The organism is Streptosporangium sp. G11 (assembly GCF_051192615.1).
In the GTDB taxonomy this organism is placed as follows: domain Bacteria; phylum Actinomycetota; class Actinomycetes; order Streptosporangiales; family Streptosporangiaceae; genus Streptosporangium.
Window position 1 is genome coordinate 19,880 of sequence record NZ_JBPJUQ010000081.1, and the last position, 14,054, is coordinate 33,933.

Sequence of the window (14,054 nt, forward strand, 5' to 3'; positions counted from 1 at the left end):
TCACCCTCGTCCGGCCCGTCAGGAGAGCTCCTGATGGGGACGGCCACCCTCGACGGCGGGGCGGACATGGACACGTCCTCTCCCCGCTCGCGGCGACGCCGCGGCCTCGGCCGTGGCAAGAAGATCGCCGGACTGGTCGTCGCGGTCGTCATCCTCGGAACGGCCGCCGCGGCCACGAGCGGCATGGTCGGCCCGGGCGGCACCGGAACGGACAGGACGGCGGCCGTCCTGCCTCCGGCCACCACCCCGGTGAAGCGGCAGACGCTCACCGACACGCGGGACGCCGACGGCGAGCTCGGCTACGGCCCGGCCGCCACCGCGGTGAGCCGGCAGCCCGGCACGGTCACCTGGCTCCCGGACAGCGGTGCCCGGGTCACCCGCGGCAAGCCGCTCTACAAGGTGGACAACGAACCGGTGGTGCTGATGTACGGCTCGACACCGGCCTATCGCGACATGCGGATCGGCACCGAGGGGCCGGACGTCAGGCGCCTGGAGCGCAACCTCCGCGAGCTGGGCTACACCGGCTTCACCGTGGACGACGAGTACACCGGCACCACGGCCTCGGCGGTCATGCGGTGGCAGGACGACCGGGGCCTGGAGGAGACCGGCGTCGTCGAGCTCGGCCGGGTCGTCTTCGCCGGCGGCAAGGTCCGCGTGGACACCCTGGAGGCCGAGGCGGGCCAGCCCATCGCTCCCGGCCAGAAGGTGCTGACCTACACCGGCACCACCAAGGTGGTCACCGTCCAGCTGCGGGCGGAAGACCGGCGGATGGCGAAGAAGGGGGCCAAGGTGTCGGTCACCATGCCCGACGGCAGGAGCGTGGCCGGCAGGGTCACCGAGGTCGCCACGATCATCGAGCCCGGGGAGGGCCCGGACGCGGACCCGGAGACGAGGCTTGAGGCGCTCGTTTCCCTCGGCCGCCAGAAGGCGGCGACCGGCCTCGACCAGGCCGCGGTGGACGTGACCTTCACGGCGTCCAGGCGTGAGGACGTGCTGACCGTGCCGGTCTCCGCGCTCGTGGCGCTGAGGGAGGGCGGATTCGGCGTCGAGGTCGTCGAGGGCACCGGGTCCCGCTACCTCACGGTGAGGACGGGCCTGTTCTCCGGCGGCCGGGTCGAGATCTCCGGGGACGGCCTCGCCGAGGGCATGACCGTGGGGATGCCAAAATGATCTCGTTGTCGGATGTGACCAGGGTCTACCCCGGCGGGGTGACCGCGCTGGCCACGGTCTCCCTGGAGATCGGGCGCGGCGAGCTCGTCGCCATCGCCGGCCCCTCCGGCTCGGGCAAGTCGACGATGCTCAACGTCGTCGGCACACTCGATCGCCCCTCCTCCGGAACCGTACGCATCGGCGGGTACGACGTCTCGAAACTGTCGGACAGCGGGCTCTCGGCGTTGCGGGCGACGCGGATCGGCTTCGTCTTCCAGCAATTCCACCTCGCCGCCAGAGTCCCGGCGCTGGACAACGTGGCCGACGGTCTCCTCTACACCGGCCTCGGCCTGTCCGAACGGCGGCGCCGGGCCTCGTCCGCGCTGGAACGGGTCGGGCTCGGCCATCGCCTCGACCACGAGCCGCACGAGCTGTCCGGTGGTGAGCGGCAGCGCGTCGCCATCGCCCGGGCCGTGGCCGGGGACCCCCCGCTGCTCCTCGCCGACGAGCCGACCGGCGCCCTGGACTCCGTCTCCGGGGCCGGGGTGATGGAACTGCTACGTGATCTGAACGCCTCGGGCACCACCATCGTGATCATCACGCACGACCGGGAGATCGCCGCGAGCCTGCCCCGGCAGGTGCGGATGCGCGACGGCCGGATCGTCTCCGACTCCGCGCTCATCTCCGGCCCGGCGATCGGCTCAGGCTCCGGCCCGGCGATCAGCTCAGGCTCCGCGGCCGTCCCCGGCTCCACGACCTCCGCGGTCCCCACGACCTCCGCGACGCCGGGAACCTCGGCGGCCGGGTCAGCGCGGCGCGCCGGATCCGGGGTGGCGTGATGACCGTGATCGCTCGGACGGACCCGCCGAAGCTGGTCCCGGCCAGGATGCGACCGCGCGACGTGATGCGGGTCGGCGCGGTCGGCCTGCGCACCCGCCCGCTGCGGGCGTTCCTGTCCGCGCTCGGGGTGGCCATCGGCATCGCCGCGATGGTCGGCGTGGTCGGCATCTCGTCCTCGTCGGGGGCCGAACTCGACCGTACGCTCTCGGCACTGGGCACGAACCTGCTCACCGTCTCGTCCGGCCAGACGCTGCTGGGTGAGGCGGCCAAGATGCCGGTGGACGCCGAGGCGATGATCGAGCGGATCGGCCCCGTGGAGTCGGTCTCCGCGGCCGGGCGCGTCGGTGGCGCCAAGGTCTACCGGTCCGAGGAGATCTCCGAGGCGCAGACCGGAGGTATCTCCACCCATGCCGCCCGCGTCGACCTCCTGTCCACGGTGGGCGCGACGGTGCGCAGCGGCACCTGGCTCAACAGGGCCACCGAACGCTATCCGGCCGTGGTGCTCGGATCACGGGCTGCGGAGCGGCTCGGGGTGGGCTCGGCGGCACCTGACGCCCAGGTGGTCGTCGGCGGCGTACGGTTCACCGTCGTCGGAATCCTCGCCCCGGTGCCGCTCGCCGCCGAACTGGACGACGCGGCGCTGGTCGGCTGGCCGGTCGCGGAGACGGCACTCGACTTCGACGGGCACCCCACGACCCTCTACACCCGCTCCGACGAGTCGAGGCTGGAGTCCGTCCGCTCGGTCCTGGCCGGTACGGCGAACCCGCAGGCGCCCAACGAGGTCGAGGTCTCGCGCCCGTCCGACGCGCTTGCCGCCAAGCAGGCCACCAGCCAGGCGTTCACCGGGCTCCTCCTCGGGGTCGGCGCGGTCGCGCTGCTCGTCGGCGGCGTCGGGGTGGCCAACACCATGGTCATCTCGGTGCTGGAACGGCGCCCGGAGATCGGCCTGCGCCGCTCGCTCGGCGCGACGCGCGGGCAGATCCGCACGCAGTTCCTCGCGGAGTCGCTGCTGCTCTCGGCCCTGGGCGGGGCGGGCGGGATCTTCCTCGGCACCGGCGTCACCGCCGGATACGCGCTCTATCAGGGGTGGCCGGTCGTGCTCCCCGCCTGGGCGACGATCGGCGGCCTCGCGACGACCCTGGCCATCGGCGCCCTCGCCGGCCTCTACCCCGCCGTCCGCGCCTCCCGGCTCTCCCCGACGGAGGCACTCGCCACACCGTAGAACGCGGCGGCGATGTGGCGACGGCGACGATCCCCCGGGCCTTCCGGCGCCGGCCGCGGCGATCGTCAGGCGCTACGCACCGGTCACCGCCACCACGAACAGGTTCTACCAGGAGCTGCATACCGAGAACAGGAGCGTCCCGTATCCGGTCGAGGAGGTCGAACGGGCCTGCGCCACGACGGACCTCTCATGGCCTCTCTCGATCGGACAGGCCATGAGAGGTCGTGAGGACGGGCCGGTCACCCGGTGGCCGCGAGGCGCGTTCACCGGCCTCCGGCACGATGACGGAAACCCCGCCGCGCCCAGGAGGCACGGCGGGGTTTCCTGGACTTACTTGATCTCGTAGGCCCTGATCACGGTCTCGGTGAAGGCGTTGCCGCCGGTGTCGGCGGCCTTGACGCGCAGCGAGGCGAACTTGCCGCGCGCGCTGACCGGGTGCCAGGTCTCGGCGGACCAGGCGCCCTTGCCGGACGGATGCACCAGCGTGGGCCACCAGGTGCGGCCGTCATCGTAGGAGATCTCCACGGAGAGCTTGCTCACCTTCAGGTCGGGTGAGCCCTCCTGGCGCTGGACCCGCAGCGGGATGCGCATGTGGCCCGTGCCCGCGCGGTTGCGGTCGTCCAGCTCCGGGCCCATCCTGACGACCATCAGCGGCAGCACCTGCCGCTTGCCCTGCTCGGGCGTCTTGGACCTGAACCGCCACTCGGCGCTGACCTTCGTGGAGAACTTGGTCATGACCGGGTCGCGATCGGCGGTCACGGCGAGCCGGTACTCGCTCTCCTTCCCGTCGACGGGCACCTCGATGTTGCCGGGCAGGTAGGAGTCGGTGTAGATCTCCTTGCCGTCGCGGTAGAGCTTGGCCTGCGGGGCGCGGTAGTCGCCGTAGGAGTTGCGTTCGGGCACGCTGTCCTCGAACAGCCCGGTGGCGAACTGCAGCATGTTCTCCTCGCGCCAGGAGTAGTCCCCGCCGGGCAGGAGCCCGGCCGCGAAGACGCCGGCGTTCCAGCGGTCGGAGGTCTTCTGGCCGGCGTTGTAGACGGTGGTCTCGCCGAAGAAGAACTGGTCGATGTTGTCCCAGACGTCCAGTGCCTTGTACTGGATGAAGGACGGGTACCAGCCGGTGTCGCCGGGCGTGTAGTACTCGGTCCGCTGGAACGGGAGCGGGAACCGGGACACGTCGCCGTACGGCATCCAGGCCAGCTCCGTCCCGTACAGCACGGGCAGGGCGAAGTGCTCGCCGAACTTGGCGTCCTGCTGGGTGGCGTACGTGGAGGTGACCTTGGCGAGGTCGCGGCCGCGCGGGCGGTAGCCGGGGTCGGCGGGGATGCGCGGCTCGGCCTTCATCAGGTGGTAGAAGTACGGGCTGTCGTTGTAGGTGCCGTCGCCCTTCGGCTTGGCCCACTGCGTCCAGCGGTAGTAGGCGAACTTCTTGCTCGCCGTGCGGGTCGTGGGGATGGCCTTGATGCCCTCGATCCGGTCCGCGCCCCACATCTCCGCCAGCTCGACGTCCACGCCCATCGCCTGGACGCCGTCGGCGAGCTGGATCATGCCGAGCATGCCGATGGCCAGTCGCGCGGTCGGCTCCTCGGTGCGCACGTCCACCGGCTTGGCCTTGCGGGCGTCGGCGGTGACGGTGCGGTCGGCGTCGAGGGTGAACTCCGGCTCCGCGGACATCACCAGGGTGCCGTCGTGGTCGAGCATGAGGGAGACGATCGTGTAGTGGCGTCCCTTCTGCAGCCTGAGGTCCAGCGTGCCGCCGGAGATGTCGTAGTTGACCTGTTCCTTGGCGTCGAGGTCGATCACCCCGGCGAAGGCGTTCTGGATGGGCTGCCCGTCCGAGCCGGTGAAGGCCAGCTTGAGCCCGCGCTTCTCCGGCTCGACCCGCATGCCGATGCCGGTGCGCACGGAGACCTCGGCGTTGGCGGCGATGACCGTGCCGCTGTACATGCCGATCGCGCTCGGCTCGGCGGTCACCTCGACCTGCGCGGTGCCGTGCGCGGGGATCTCCACCGTGGTGGCGCCGAGCTTGAACGGCGTCACCGTCTCACCGTGGCCGTCCTTGGCCTTCACGCTCAGGTCCAGCCGTACGGCGGCGTCGCCGTCGTTGCGGTAGGTGAGCGTGCTCTTCTTCGGCGCGGAGCTGGGCAGCTCGATCTCTCCCATGCTCAGCGAGGCGGGCTCGGCCGTGACCCGCTGGTCGACGGCGCGGGCGACGTCCACGCGGCCGGAGCCCTGGACGTAGGCGCCGAGCTCGTCGCCGGGCGCGGTGGAAGCCATCAGCGCCGCCTTGATCTGGCCGGCCTTCCAGTCGGGGTGCCGGCCGGCGACGATCGCCGCCGCTCCCGTCACGTGCGGGGTGGCCATGGAGGTGCCACTCATCTCCGTGTGGAGGTCGTCCACCGGGAAGCCGCCCGAGGTGCCCGCGGCCCTGGCCGCGACGATGCCCGCGCCGGGTGCGATCAGGTCGGGCTTGACCGCGGCGTCGCCGACGCGCGGTCCGGTGCTGCTGAACTGGGTGACCGTGTCGGCGTCGCGGTAGGAGGCGCCGACCGACAGCGCGTGGTCCGCGCTGCTCGGCGAGCCGAGCGACTGGGGGCCGTCGTTGCCCGACGCGATGACGAACAGCGTGCCGTACCGCTCCGACAGCGTGTTGACGGCCTGCTCCAGCGGGTCGACGCCGGGAACGTCGGGGCCGCCGAGGCTGAGGTTGGCGACGCGGGCGCCGTTCTCCGCCGCCCAGGTCATGGCCTCGATGATGCCCGAGTCCGGGCAGTATCCGCTCTGCTCGCAGACCTTGCCGATCAGCAGCTTCGCGCCGGGGGCGACGCCCTTGTGCTTGCCGTCGGAGGCGGCGCCGGATCCGGCGATCGTGGCGGCGACATGGGTGCCGTGACCGTTGAGGTCGCGGACGTCGGGCTCGGAGGTGAAGTTCTCGGTCTTGGTGACCAGGCCCCGCAGGTCGGGGTGGTCGGGGTCGTAGCCGCTGTCGAGCACCGCGACGGTGACGTCCTTGCCGGTGTGGCCGGCCTCCCAGGCCTTGGGCGCGCCGATGTGCGGGACGCTGACGTCGAGGGACATCCTCGCCTTGCCGTCCAGCCAGATCTTCTCGGGCCCGGCCGCCGTTCTGGCCTGCCCGGACGCCTGCCCGGACAGGGACTTCCAGAGCGTGCCGGCGGCGGCGCGGGGCTCGCTCCGGGCGATGCCGTTGACCGCGGGCAGCGGACGCCCGCCCGCGACGCGCAGCGTGGCGACGTCGGTCTGGCCGGGGTACGTCACGATCAGCGGGAGCGCCGGGCTGGCGGCGTCGTCGTAGCCGAGCTCGGCGAGCCGGGTGACGTTGAACAGCCGGGGGTCCAGCTTGCCCGCGGCCAGGAGGGGCATCGCGTCCACGGGGACGATGCTGAGCCCTTCCTTGGCCCGGCGGTGCACGAAGTTGATCTTCTCCCTGCCGGGAGCCGCCTCGACGTCGAGCTGGGTCTGCTTGTCGGGGAGCGAGCGGAGGGTGACCTTGTCCCCGGTGATGAGAGTGATCGTCTTGGGCGGTCCGGCCTTCGCGGTGGCCTGCCCGGCCTGGGGGGAGGTCGAGGCCTTGGGGGTGGGGGCGGGAGTGGGGGTCGCCTGGGCCGGCGTGGCGGCCGCTATCAGGGCCGTTAGCACACTGCCGATAAGGACGGTTCTCTGAAGCACATCCCGATTTCTAACGGTATGCGAATTTTGGTGACAAGGTGGTTTGTGTGGCCTATTGCGGCAACTGCCGAAAGTGGCCAAGCTCGTAGGCATGCTTGATGACGGTCCGGCACTGGAAGTAGTGGGGATCAGCGCGTTCGACGAGCGGATCTACCGCGAGGTGCTGGCCTGCCCCGGCATCACGGTGCAGGAGCTCGTCATGAGGAGCGGGGAGAGCTCGGGACGCATCCAGACGTCGCTGAGCAGGCTCCGCGCCAAGGGCCTGATCAGCCGCCTGTGGGGACGGTCGCCCCGCTGGACGGCGACGAACCCTGGGACCGCCATCCGCTCGCTGGTGCGCGGCATGCAGAGCAACCTGGACCGGCTCACCGACACGGCCGACCAGCTGGAGGAGACCTTCCGCACCGCCGGTCAGGACCTGGAGGAGGGCGGCCAGTTCGAGGTCCTGGCGGGGCCCGAGGAGCAGGCCCGATGGTACGTCCGGCTGCAGCAGGAGGCCAAGGAGGAGGTGCTGACCTTCGACCGGCCTCCGTACGTGCTGGACTATCACAACCCGCTGCAGACCGGCCTGCTCCGCAAGGGCGTCCGCTACCGGACCATCTACGTACCCGAGGCGTTCGACCACGCGGGGGCGCTCGACGAGGTGGGCAACCTGGTCAATGCCGGCGAGGAGGCGAGGGTCCTGCCCGAGCTGCCGTTCAAGATGGCGCTCGTCGACCGGCGGCAGGCGGTCATGCCGCTGCACATGGACCCGCCGCTGACGCGCGGCGTGCTGATCAAGGGATCCACCATGGTGGTGGCCCTGGTCGAGCTGTTCGAACGCCTGTGGCAGGAGGCGCTTCCGATGTACCCGCAGCCCGCGCCCCGTGACGGCGCGCCGGAGCCGGCCGGCGGACCCGGCCGGGGTGAGGAACAGGGGTGGTCGGAGCTTGACCCGGAGGACCGCCGGCTCCTGACGCTGCTCTCGGCCGGGCTCAAGGACGACGCCATCGCCCGCCAGCTCGGCACCAGCCCGCGCAGCCTCCGCCGCCGCCTGCGCCACCTCCTGGACGAGCTGAACGCCGAGACCCGTTTCCAGGCGGGCGCCCAGGCCAGCCGCCGGGGCCTCGTATGACCCGTCCGAGCAGGCGGCTCCGCCGCCGGTGCGAAGGGTGAGCGGGACCTGACGTCTTCACGCCCGCGATTCAGCGCCCGGCGGCCGTTGGGCGGAACAACTCCGCGATGTCGTCCAGGCGCACGATGAGCACCACGCAGACCAGCGCAGCCAGTGCGGTGATCGCGACCCCCGGGATCTCGACGGCCTGCGGCGCCCCACCGAGCGTCGCCCCCAACGCCGTCACCGCCGCCGCGATCAACACCAGGTTGCGGATCACGTGATGCCTGCCCACGGGCGTCGCCGACGGGCCGAAGCAGCGGCAGGGGGCCGCCCTCTCCTGCTTCAGGGCACGAACGAGCGCATATCCGAAACCGCCGAGCGTGACGGCCGACAGGGCGAACCCGACGGGCACGGTGGCCGGCACACCGATCAGCACCACGATCGCCGCCTCCGCCGCCACCGCGAGCATGGCGAGCCGTCGTGCCGGACCGGGGGCGACGGCCAGCAGGGTCGCGGTCGCCGCGACGAACTCCCGGAACGCCCGACGGCTTCGTACCTTGCCGGCCAGTGAGACCAGGAACATCCCCAGCAACACCAGGCGGCAACCCAGGATCACATAGCTCATCACGGTTCCCGTCTTACCGGTAAGGAGTTCGGATTCGCCATCAATCCCAGCACGGTCAGGCCTCCCAGCGCAGCAGGTCTCCCGGCTGGCACTCGAGCACCTCGCAGAGCGCGGCGAGCGTCGTGAAGCGCACCGCCTTGGCGCGGCCGTTCTTGAGCACCGCCAGGTTGGCGGGCGTGATCCCGACACGGTCCGCGAGCTCGCCCACGGACATCTTCCGCTTGGCCAGCATCACGTCGATGTCGACGGTGATCGGCATCAGATCACCTCTTCCAGCTCGGCCCGCATCCGCGCCGCCTCGACGTCGCGCGCGACGGCCTGGGCGAGCAGCATCCGCAGCACGAGCACGACGAGCGCCACCCCCAGGATCGCCACGGCGGCCCCGCACAGCAGGAGGACCACTCCCGGGGCGACGGGGTCGCCCGGCGCCAGGATGACCGCGAGCGCGAACACCAGGAGGGCGGCCGCCACGATCGCGCCGATCACGACGTGCACGTACCGGAAGGCGGCGTGGGAGAACACGGTTCCGCGTCGCACCATCGTCACCAGCCGCCATACGCAGACCAGGACGACCTGGACCGTCACAACGCCCAGCACCGTGATCACGAGGAACGGGGTGCGCAGGTACGCGAAATCCGCGTTGAGCCCCTCCAGGTCCACGGCCAGCAGCGGCACCATCACCGCCTGTACGAACACCGAGCCGGCGAGCAGCGCCGCGAGCACGGCGCGCAGCGCAAGCACTGTCAGTTTTCCCATCGTCTCCCCTTCGATCGAGCAACGATGGAAACATATCGATATTCGATAGGTACGGCAAGCCGTCAGGCCGGTCGGCGAGGTGGGGCTCCACTACACCTGCGGCAGCGGCTACGCCTACGAGCCGCCCATCGCCGTGATCGGCCCCTATCACGTCATCGCCTCGGACCGCGTCGGCCAGGGAAACGACGCGGGCGGTCAGGTCACCATCCCATCCGGCACCTACGGCTGCGGCACGGTGTGGGCATTACCCGGCAGAGGCGTCAGCGCCGTCCGATGCCACCGAGGCCGGCCGCGGTCCCGCGACGACGGCTCGGCGGCAGCGGGGGGACCTCGGTCAGCTGTCGCGAAACCGACGGTAGGCCTCATCGACCCGAGCGAGGAGCTCGACGAGTTCGGTGCGCTCTTTGACGTTCAGGACGGCGTAGGGCTCGGCGGACAGGTCGTCCGTGAGCCGCTTGGCTCGCTCCAGAGCGACCCCGGCGGATGGTGGTACGGCCGGCCACGGTTCGGCCCAGCCGTTGGCCCTCGCCTTCCCGATGCCGGGTCCGGCCAGGATCGCGGTCAACGGGGTATGCCCGTTGGCCAGCACCGCGATCAGATGGGAGCCACCCCTGTGCTCGCGAAGCCGAAGCAGTGCCAGCGCCACCCGAGCCGCCGGGTCGTCGGCTTGGACCACAAGCGATCGCCACGCGGCGAACAGGGGCCGTCCAGACGAGTCCGCCGCCTCCACCACCCGTTCGAGGAGATCCGCCAAACGCTCCAGCCCGGACAACTCGTCGTAGACGTTGCGCCCCCACCGCAGGCACTCCTCGATGTCCGCCTCGACGATGTGGCCGAGTGACGTGAGGGCCCGCGCTGTACTCCATGCCTCTGTCACCAGTTTCCGGGCGAAGAAGCCACAGACGGCGGCGACGACGTCGGCATCGACGTCGCCCAGCACCCCGGCGCGACCACCGAAATAGAACGGCCACCTGGTGAGCCCGAGTTGCCGGCCACGCGTGCGATAGACGGGGTCATGGCCGAACGCGGCTCCTGCCCTGATCACGGTGTGCTTGGTGTGCCGCACCACGTCGTCAGGCGTCATGAGGCCCATCTCCCTCCAGACCCGGCCTTGGGCTTCACGAGACATTTAACGGCATTACATTCCGTTCCAGCGTTCTCGTCACCAGAAGCGGGTATCGGGCGAAGAATGCTGATCCGCTGGGGAGTCCGACTGGTCGGGCACCCCTTCTTGGCGGCTTGGAAAACGTCGCGCGTCGAGTCGCGAACGGAGTGGTCCCCGACCTGGAGTTGGCCCACCCGGTCGCCGGACGCTCGGCCTGATCAAGCAAATGCATGCTTGACGATCAGGCCGTTACGCGATCTCTTAGGTGAGGCGGCCGGGCCTCACGGAGATCTTGACTCCATCGGCGCGGACATGTTGTGATCTGCATATCCGTTATTTCATGCTTGTTTAGTAGGAAATGGGGCAGTTGTGAGGGTTCTCCGGCGGGTGGCCGCGATGGCCGCGCTCCTGGTGGGCGCGGTCGGCGTCCAAGTCATCCAGGGCGGAGCGGCGCAGGCGGCCCTGCCCACCGCCGCCGTCGCGCTCGGCGACAGCTTCGTCAGCGGGGAGGGCGCAGGAGACTACCAGCCCGTCGTCGACGCCTCCGGGACGGCGCAATCCTTCCCCGGCTGGTCGGCGGCCAACAGCAACGCCTACTTCTGCCACCGGTCGGCGAACGCCTCGTTCTTCAAGGCGTCGTTCCCCGGCATCCAGGACCGCTTCAACCTCGCGTGTTCCGGCGGCCAGCCCGCCGACATCGCCAACCCCTCCAGCGCCCGCACCAAGGGCCGCTCCGTCGCCTCGCAACTCGACCAGCTGCGCGCCGTCGCCCAGACCCACGACATCGACGTCGTCCTCATCGGCCTCGGCTCCAACAACACCCAGTTCACCTTCGGCGACGTGGCCACAGTGTGCGCCAACCGCTTCATCGCCGACGCCTGGACGGGCTGGTGGGAGTTCTGGGCCTACCTGGGCGGCGACGTGCCGCAGGAGCCCTGCACCGTCTCGGACCTGGCCTCCGACGCCGAGGTCGCCGCCGCCACCGCCGAGACCACCGCCGCCCTGCGCCAGATCCTCGACACCCTCGCCCAGGTCGACGCCGACGGCGTGCACAGTGTGGTCCTGCAGACCTACACCAACCCGCTGCCGCTCGACGTCGCCCCGCAGTATCGGGACGAGGACGACCGCACCGACACCCGCGACAAGTTCCGCGCCCTCGGCGCCGAGCGGTACGCCGCCGGCTGCCCGATCCACCGCGCGAGCCTCGCCCCCGGGCACGTGTTCTCCCAGAACCTCGGCAACCTGGTCAAGAACGCCTACACGACGCTGGCGGCCGAGCGCCCGGCGGCCAACCTGCGTGTGCTGGACGTCCAGAAGGCCTTCGACGGGGCCCGGCTCTGCGAGAACCCCGGCAGCCCGACGGGCGCGCTCGCCACGCCGGTCCGGGTGCAGGACGGGCCGTCCGGCACGTTCATCACCAGCCTGTCCGGCTGGGACAAGATCGGCGTCCAGCGGGTGGCGAACACCTGCGTCACCTACTTCCAGACCTGCCAGGAGGCGTGGCACCCCAACGCCGCGGGCCACGCCGTCCTCGGCCAGTGTCTGACCGGCGCCCTCACCGCCGCACCCCGCACGGTCATCACGTGCGCCCGTAACACGAACGGCACGCTCACCATCTCCTGACCTCTCCTCTCGACGCGCGACGGCGCGCGCCCCGCCTCCGGGGCGCGCGCCGTCGTGCGTGCCGCGACGACCCCGCACCGTCGCGCCCCGCCGGCCGCGAGGACCCTGGCTACGAAGGTAGCCGTGCTCGCGCCCGTGGAGGTCTCGGCTACGAAGCGGCCACGCGCTCCAAGGGGCGGGGCGGGGTATGCGTGAAGCGGAGTACGCGTATCAGGACGGCAGACAGCAGAAGGCCTTGATCGATCTCGTTCCGCTCCACAGCACCCGTATCAGCCCGGCCGCCGCCGGCGATCGGGAGAGGGCGATGGTGGTGTCGTCACGCGCCGTCGACCGGTTCCCACGGTCGCGGCACGTGTGGGCCGACCCGGGCCGTCGCGGGAACCGGTTCGCCGGCTGGGCCGAGGAGGCGCTCGGAGTGACGGTACAGATCGTGATGCGCCGCGACGGCGGCATGCGCTCCGCCTGAGCCGGGAACGACGCACCGCCGCGCGAGGTGCCCCGCGTCGGGATGATCCCGCGCCGCCGGATCGAGGAGCGGACCTGCGCCGGATTTCGGATGTCCGAAAGATCACATAACGGTACTACTTCATCCTCGTGAACCCTGGCGATCACTGACTACTCTTGGCCTTCACATTTACCGAACATGAGGATATTTCAGGATTCGGCAACGGGGGCGGCGAGTAGCTGAGTTTTCCGCAGCTCATCCCCTTCCGCCCGCCGGCGGCTTCCCGTTCCTCAGTCCGTCCAGCTCAGGACGGTTCGCTCCCCCGGAGGATCAGCGAGACTACGGTCTCTACTGGCGAGCACCTCTGTGCTCGCCATCACCGCGACGGTCATGCTGGCCGTCGGGTCACCAGCTCAGGCAACCACCGATGACCCCGCTGTGGCCAAGAGCCTCGCAGCCGAGGTACAGAAGGGCGAGAAGGTACGCGCGATCATCGAGATCGAGCGTGGCCAGAGCCTCGCGGGTGTGGCCAGGACCGTCGAAGCGGCCTCGAGCAAGACCAAGGTCATCAGCAAGGTCGGCTCCGACGGGTTCCTCGTCGCCACCGTCGACAAGCCGACCCTCGCCGAACTCAGGACCGACAGTCGGGTGAAGGCCGTCTACGAGGACGAGGTAAGCAAGCCGACGCTCGACGTCAGCACCAAGCTGATCGGTTCGGACAAGGCCAACGAGGCGGGCTGGACCGGCAAGGGTTCCACCATCGCGATCCTCGACACCGGCATCGACCGCGATCACCCGTTCTTCGCCGGGCGGATCGTGGGCGAGGCCTGCTTCTCCAGCTCCGATCCCGACCCGTACTACCAGGCCGTCGTGGTGTGCCCCAACGGCCAGCCGTCCCAGGTCGGCACGGGCGCGGCCGACGCCGAGACCGCGCAGTGCGTCGTGAACGGCGTGGTCAAGTGCTACCACGGCACGCACGTCGCGGGCATCGCGGCCGGGAAGAAGGCCGGAACCGCGCCCTCCAACGGCGTCGCACCGGGAGCGGGCATCCTGCCGATCCAGGTGTCCAGCCGGTTCAACGGCCCCATCTGCGCGGAGCAGAACACCTCCGCACCCTGCATCCTCAGCTTCACCTCCGACCAGAAGCGCGCGCTGCAATATGTCGACGAGGTCCACGCGGGGCTGAAGATCGTGGCGGTCAACATGAGCATCGGCGGCGGCCCGGGATACCAGGTCCCCTGTGCCGGCGCTCCTCTCGAGTCGGAGATCCTCTGGCTCAAGAGCTTCGGCGTGGCCACCGTCATCTCGTCGGGCAACAACGGGTACGACAGCGCCGTCGTCCGCCCCGGCTGCATCGCCGCGGCGGTCACCGTCGGCGCGACCGACGACCACGACACCCCCGCTCCCTTCAGCAACCGCGGCCCCCTGATCGACCTCTTCGCACCCGGCGTGGCCATCGACTCCGCCATACCCGGCAACACCTTCGGTGTCCTGAGCGGCACCTCC

General features: G+C 70.6%; 12 protein-coding genes. 7 read left to right on the plus strand and 5 right to left on the minus strand.

Going from position 1 to position 14,054, the window contains the following annotated elements:
• The first annotated feature begins 33 nt into the window (after positions 1 to 33).
• From ACSDR0_RS41510 to ACSDR0_RS41520, 3 genes are read left to right on the plus strand one after another with little or no spacing between them, the layout of a single operon-like run.
• Complete coding sequence (locus ACSDR0_RS41510) at positions 34 to 1,170, plus strand: efflux RND transporter periplasmic adaptor subunit (protein ID WP_435294454.1); 1,137 nt, start codon at positions 34 to 36, stop codon at positions 1,168 to 1,170.
• Entirely contained in the window at positions 1,167 to 1,988 is an 822-nt protein-coding gene (locus tag ACSDR0_RS41515; protein ID WP_435294455.1) for an ABC transporter ATP-binding protein, read from the plus strand. The genes ACSDR0_RS41510 and ACSDR0_RS41515 overlap by 4 nt, the downstream gene beginning before the upstream one ends.
• Positions 1,988 to 3,211, plus strand: a complete 1,224-nt coding sequence (locus ACSDR0_RS41520) for an ABC transporter permease (RefSeq protein ID WP_435294456.1) — start codon at positions 1,988 to 1,990, stop codon at positions 3,209 to 3,211. The genes ACSDR0_RS41515 and ACSDR0_RS41520 overlap by 1 nt, the downstream gene beginning before the upstream one ends.
• Positions 3,212 to 3,541: 330 nt before the next feature.
• On the opposite strand, the gene ACSDR0_RS41525 is transcribed toward ACSDR0_RS41520, so the two are convergent.
• The gene (locus ACSDR0_RS41525) at positions 3,542 to 6,898 is read right to left on the minus strand and encodes a S8 family peptidase (protein WP_435294457.1); all 3,357 of its coding nucleotides are present in this window, start codon (positions 6,896 to 6,898) and stop codon (positions 3,542 to 3,544) included.
• A 91-nt stretch (positions 6,899 to 6,989) separates the two neighbouring features.
• Between ACSDR0_RS41525 and ACSDR0_RS41530 the strand changes: the two genes are divergently transcribed.
• On the plus strand, positions 6,990 to 8,012 hold the full coding sequence (locus tag ACSDR0_RS41530; RefSeq protein WP_435294458.1) for a TrmB family transcriptional regulator: 1,023 nt from the start codon (positions 6,990 to 6,992) through the stop codon (positions 8,010 to 8,012).
• A 70-nt stretch (positions 8,013 to 8,082) separates the two neighbouring features.
• Here ACSDR0_RS41530 and ACSDR0_RS41535 read toward each other — a convergent pair whose 3' ends face one another.
• The 4 genes from ACSDR0_RS41535 to ACSDR0_RS41550 all read right to left on the minus strand — a co-directional run bounded on the left by ACSDR0_RS41535 (position 8,083) and on the right by ACSDR0_RS41550 (position 10,459).
• Positions 8,083 to 8,619, minus strand: coding sequence for a MauE/DoxX family redox-associated membrane protein (locus tag ACSDR0_RS41535; RefSeq protein WP_435294459.1), 537 nt, complete (start codon positions 8,617 to 8,619; stop codon positions 8,083 to 8,085).
• A 55-nt stretch (positions 8,620 to 8,674) separates the two neighbouring features.
• On the minus strand, positions 8,675 to 8,878 hold the full coding sequence (locus tag ACSDR0_RS41540; RefSeq protein WP_435294460.1) for a helix-turn-helix domain-containing protein: 204 nt from the start codon (positions 8,876 to 8,878) through the stop codon (positions 8,675 to 8,677).
• Positions 8,878 to 9,375: a DUF2975 domain-containing protein gene (locus ACSDR0_RS41545; protein WP_435294461.1), complete on the minus strand. Its 498-nt coding sequence runs from the start codon at positions 9,373 to 9,375 to the stop codon at positions 8,878 to 8,880. The genes ACSDR0_RS41540 and ACSDR0_RS41545 overlap by 1 nt, the downstream gene beginning before the upstream one ends.
• 334 nt (positions 9,376 to 9,709) lie before the next feature.
• On the minus strand, positions 9,710 to 10,459 hold the full coding sequence (locus tag ACSDR0_RS41550) for an SCO6745 family protein (protein WP_435294462.1): 750 nt from the start codon (positions 10,457 to 10,459) through the stop codon (positions 9,710 to 9,712).
• A gap of 390 nt (positions 10,460 to 10,849) precedes the next feature.
• Here ACSDR0_RS41550 and ACSDR0_RS41555 point away from each other — a divergent pair, with 390 nt between their 5' ends.
• The 3 genes from ACSDR0_RS41555 to ACSDR0_RS41565 all read left to right on the plus strand — a co-directional run.
• The gene (locus ACSDR0_RS41555; RefSeq protein ID WP_435294463.1) at positions 10,850 to 12,103 is read left to right on the plus strand and encodes a hypothetical protein; all 1,254 of its coding nucleotides are present in this window, start codon (positions 10,850 to 10,852) and stop codon (positions 12,101 to 12,103) included.
• A 187-nt stretch (positions 12,104 to 12,290) separates the two neighbouring features.
• Positions 12,291 to 12,569: a hypothetical protein gene (locus ACSDR0_RS41560; protein ID WP_435294464.1), complete on the plus strand. Its 279-nt coding sequence runs from the start codon at positions 12,291 to 12,293 to the stop codon at positions 12,567 to 12,569.
• A gap of 345 nt (positions 12,570 to 12,914) precedes the next feature.
• Positions 12,915 to 14,054, plus strand: a 1,140-nt coding sequence (locus tag ACSDR0_RS41565) for a S8 family peptidase (protein WP_435294465.1), incomplete at its 3' end; no start/stop codon positions are given.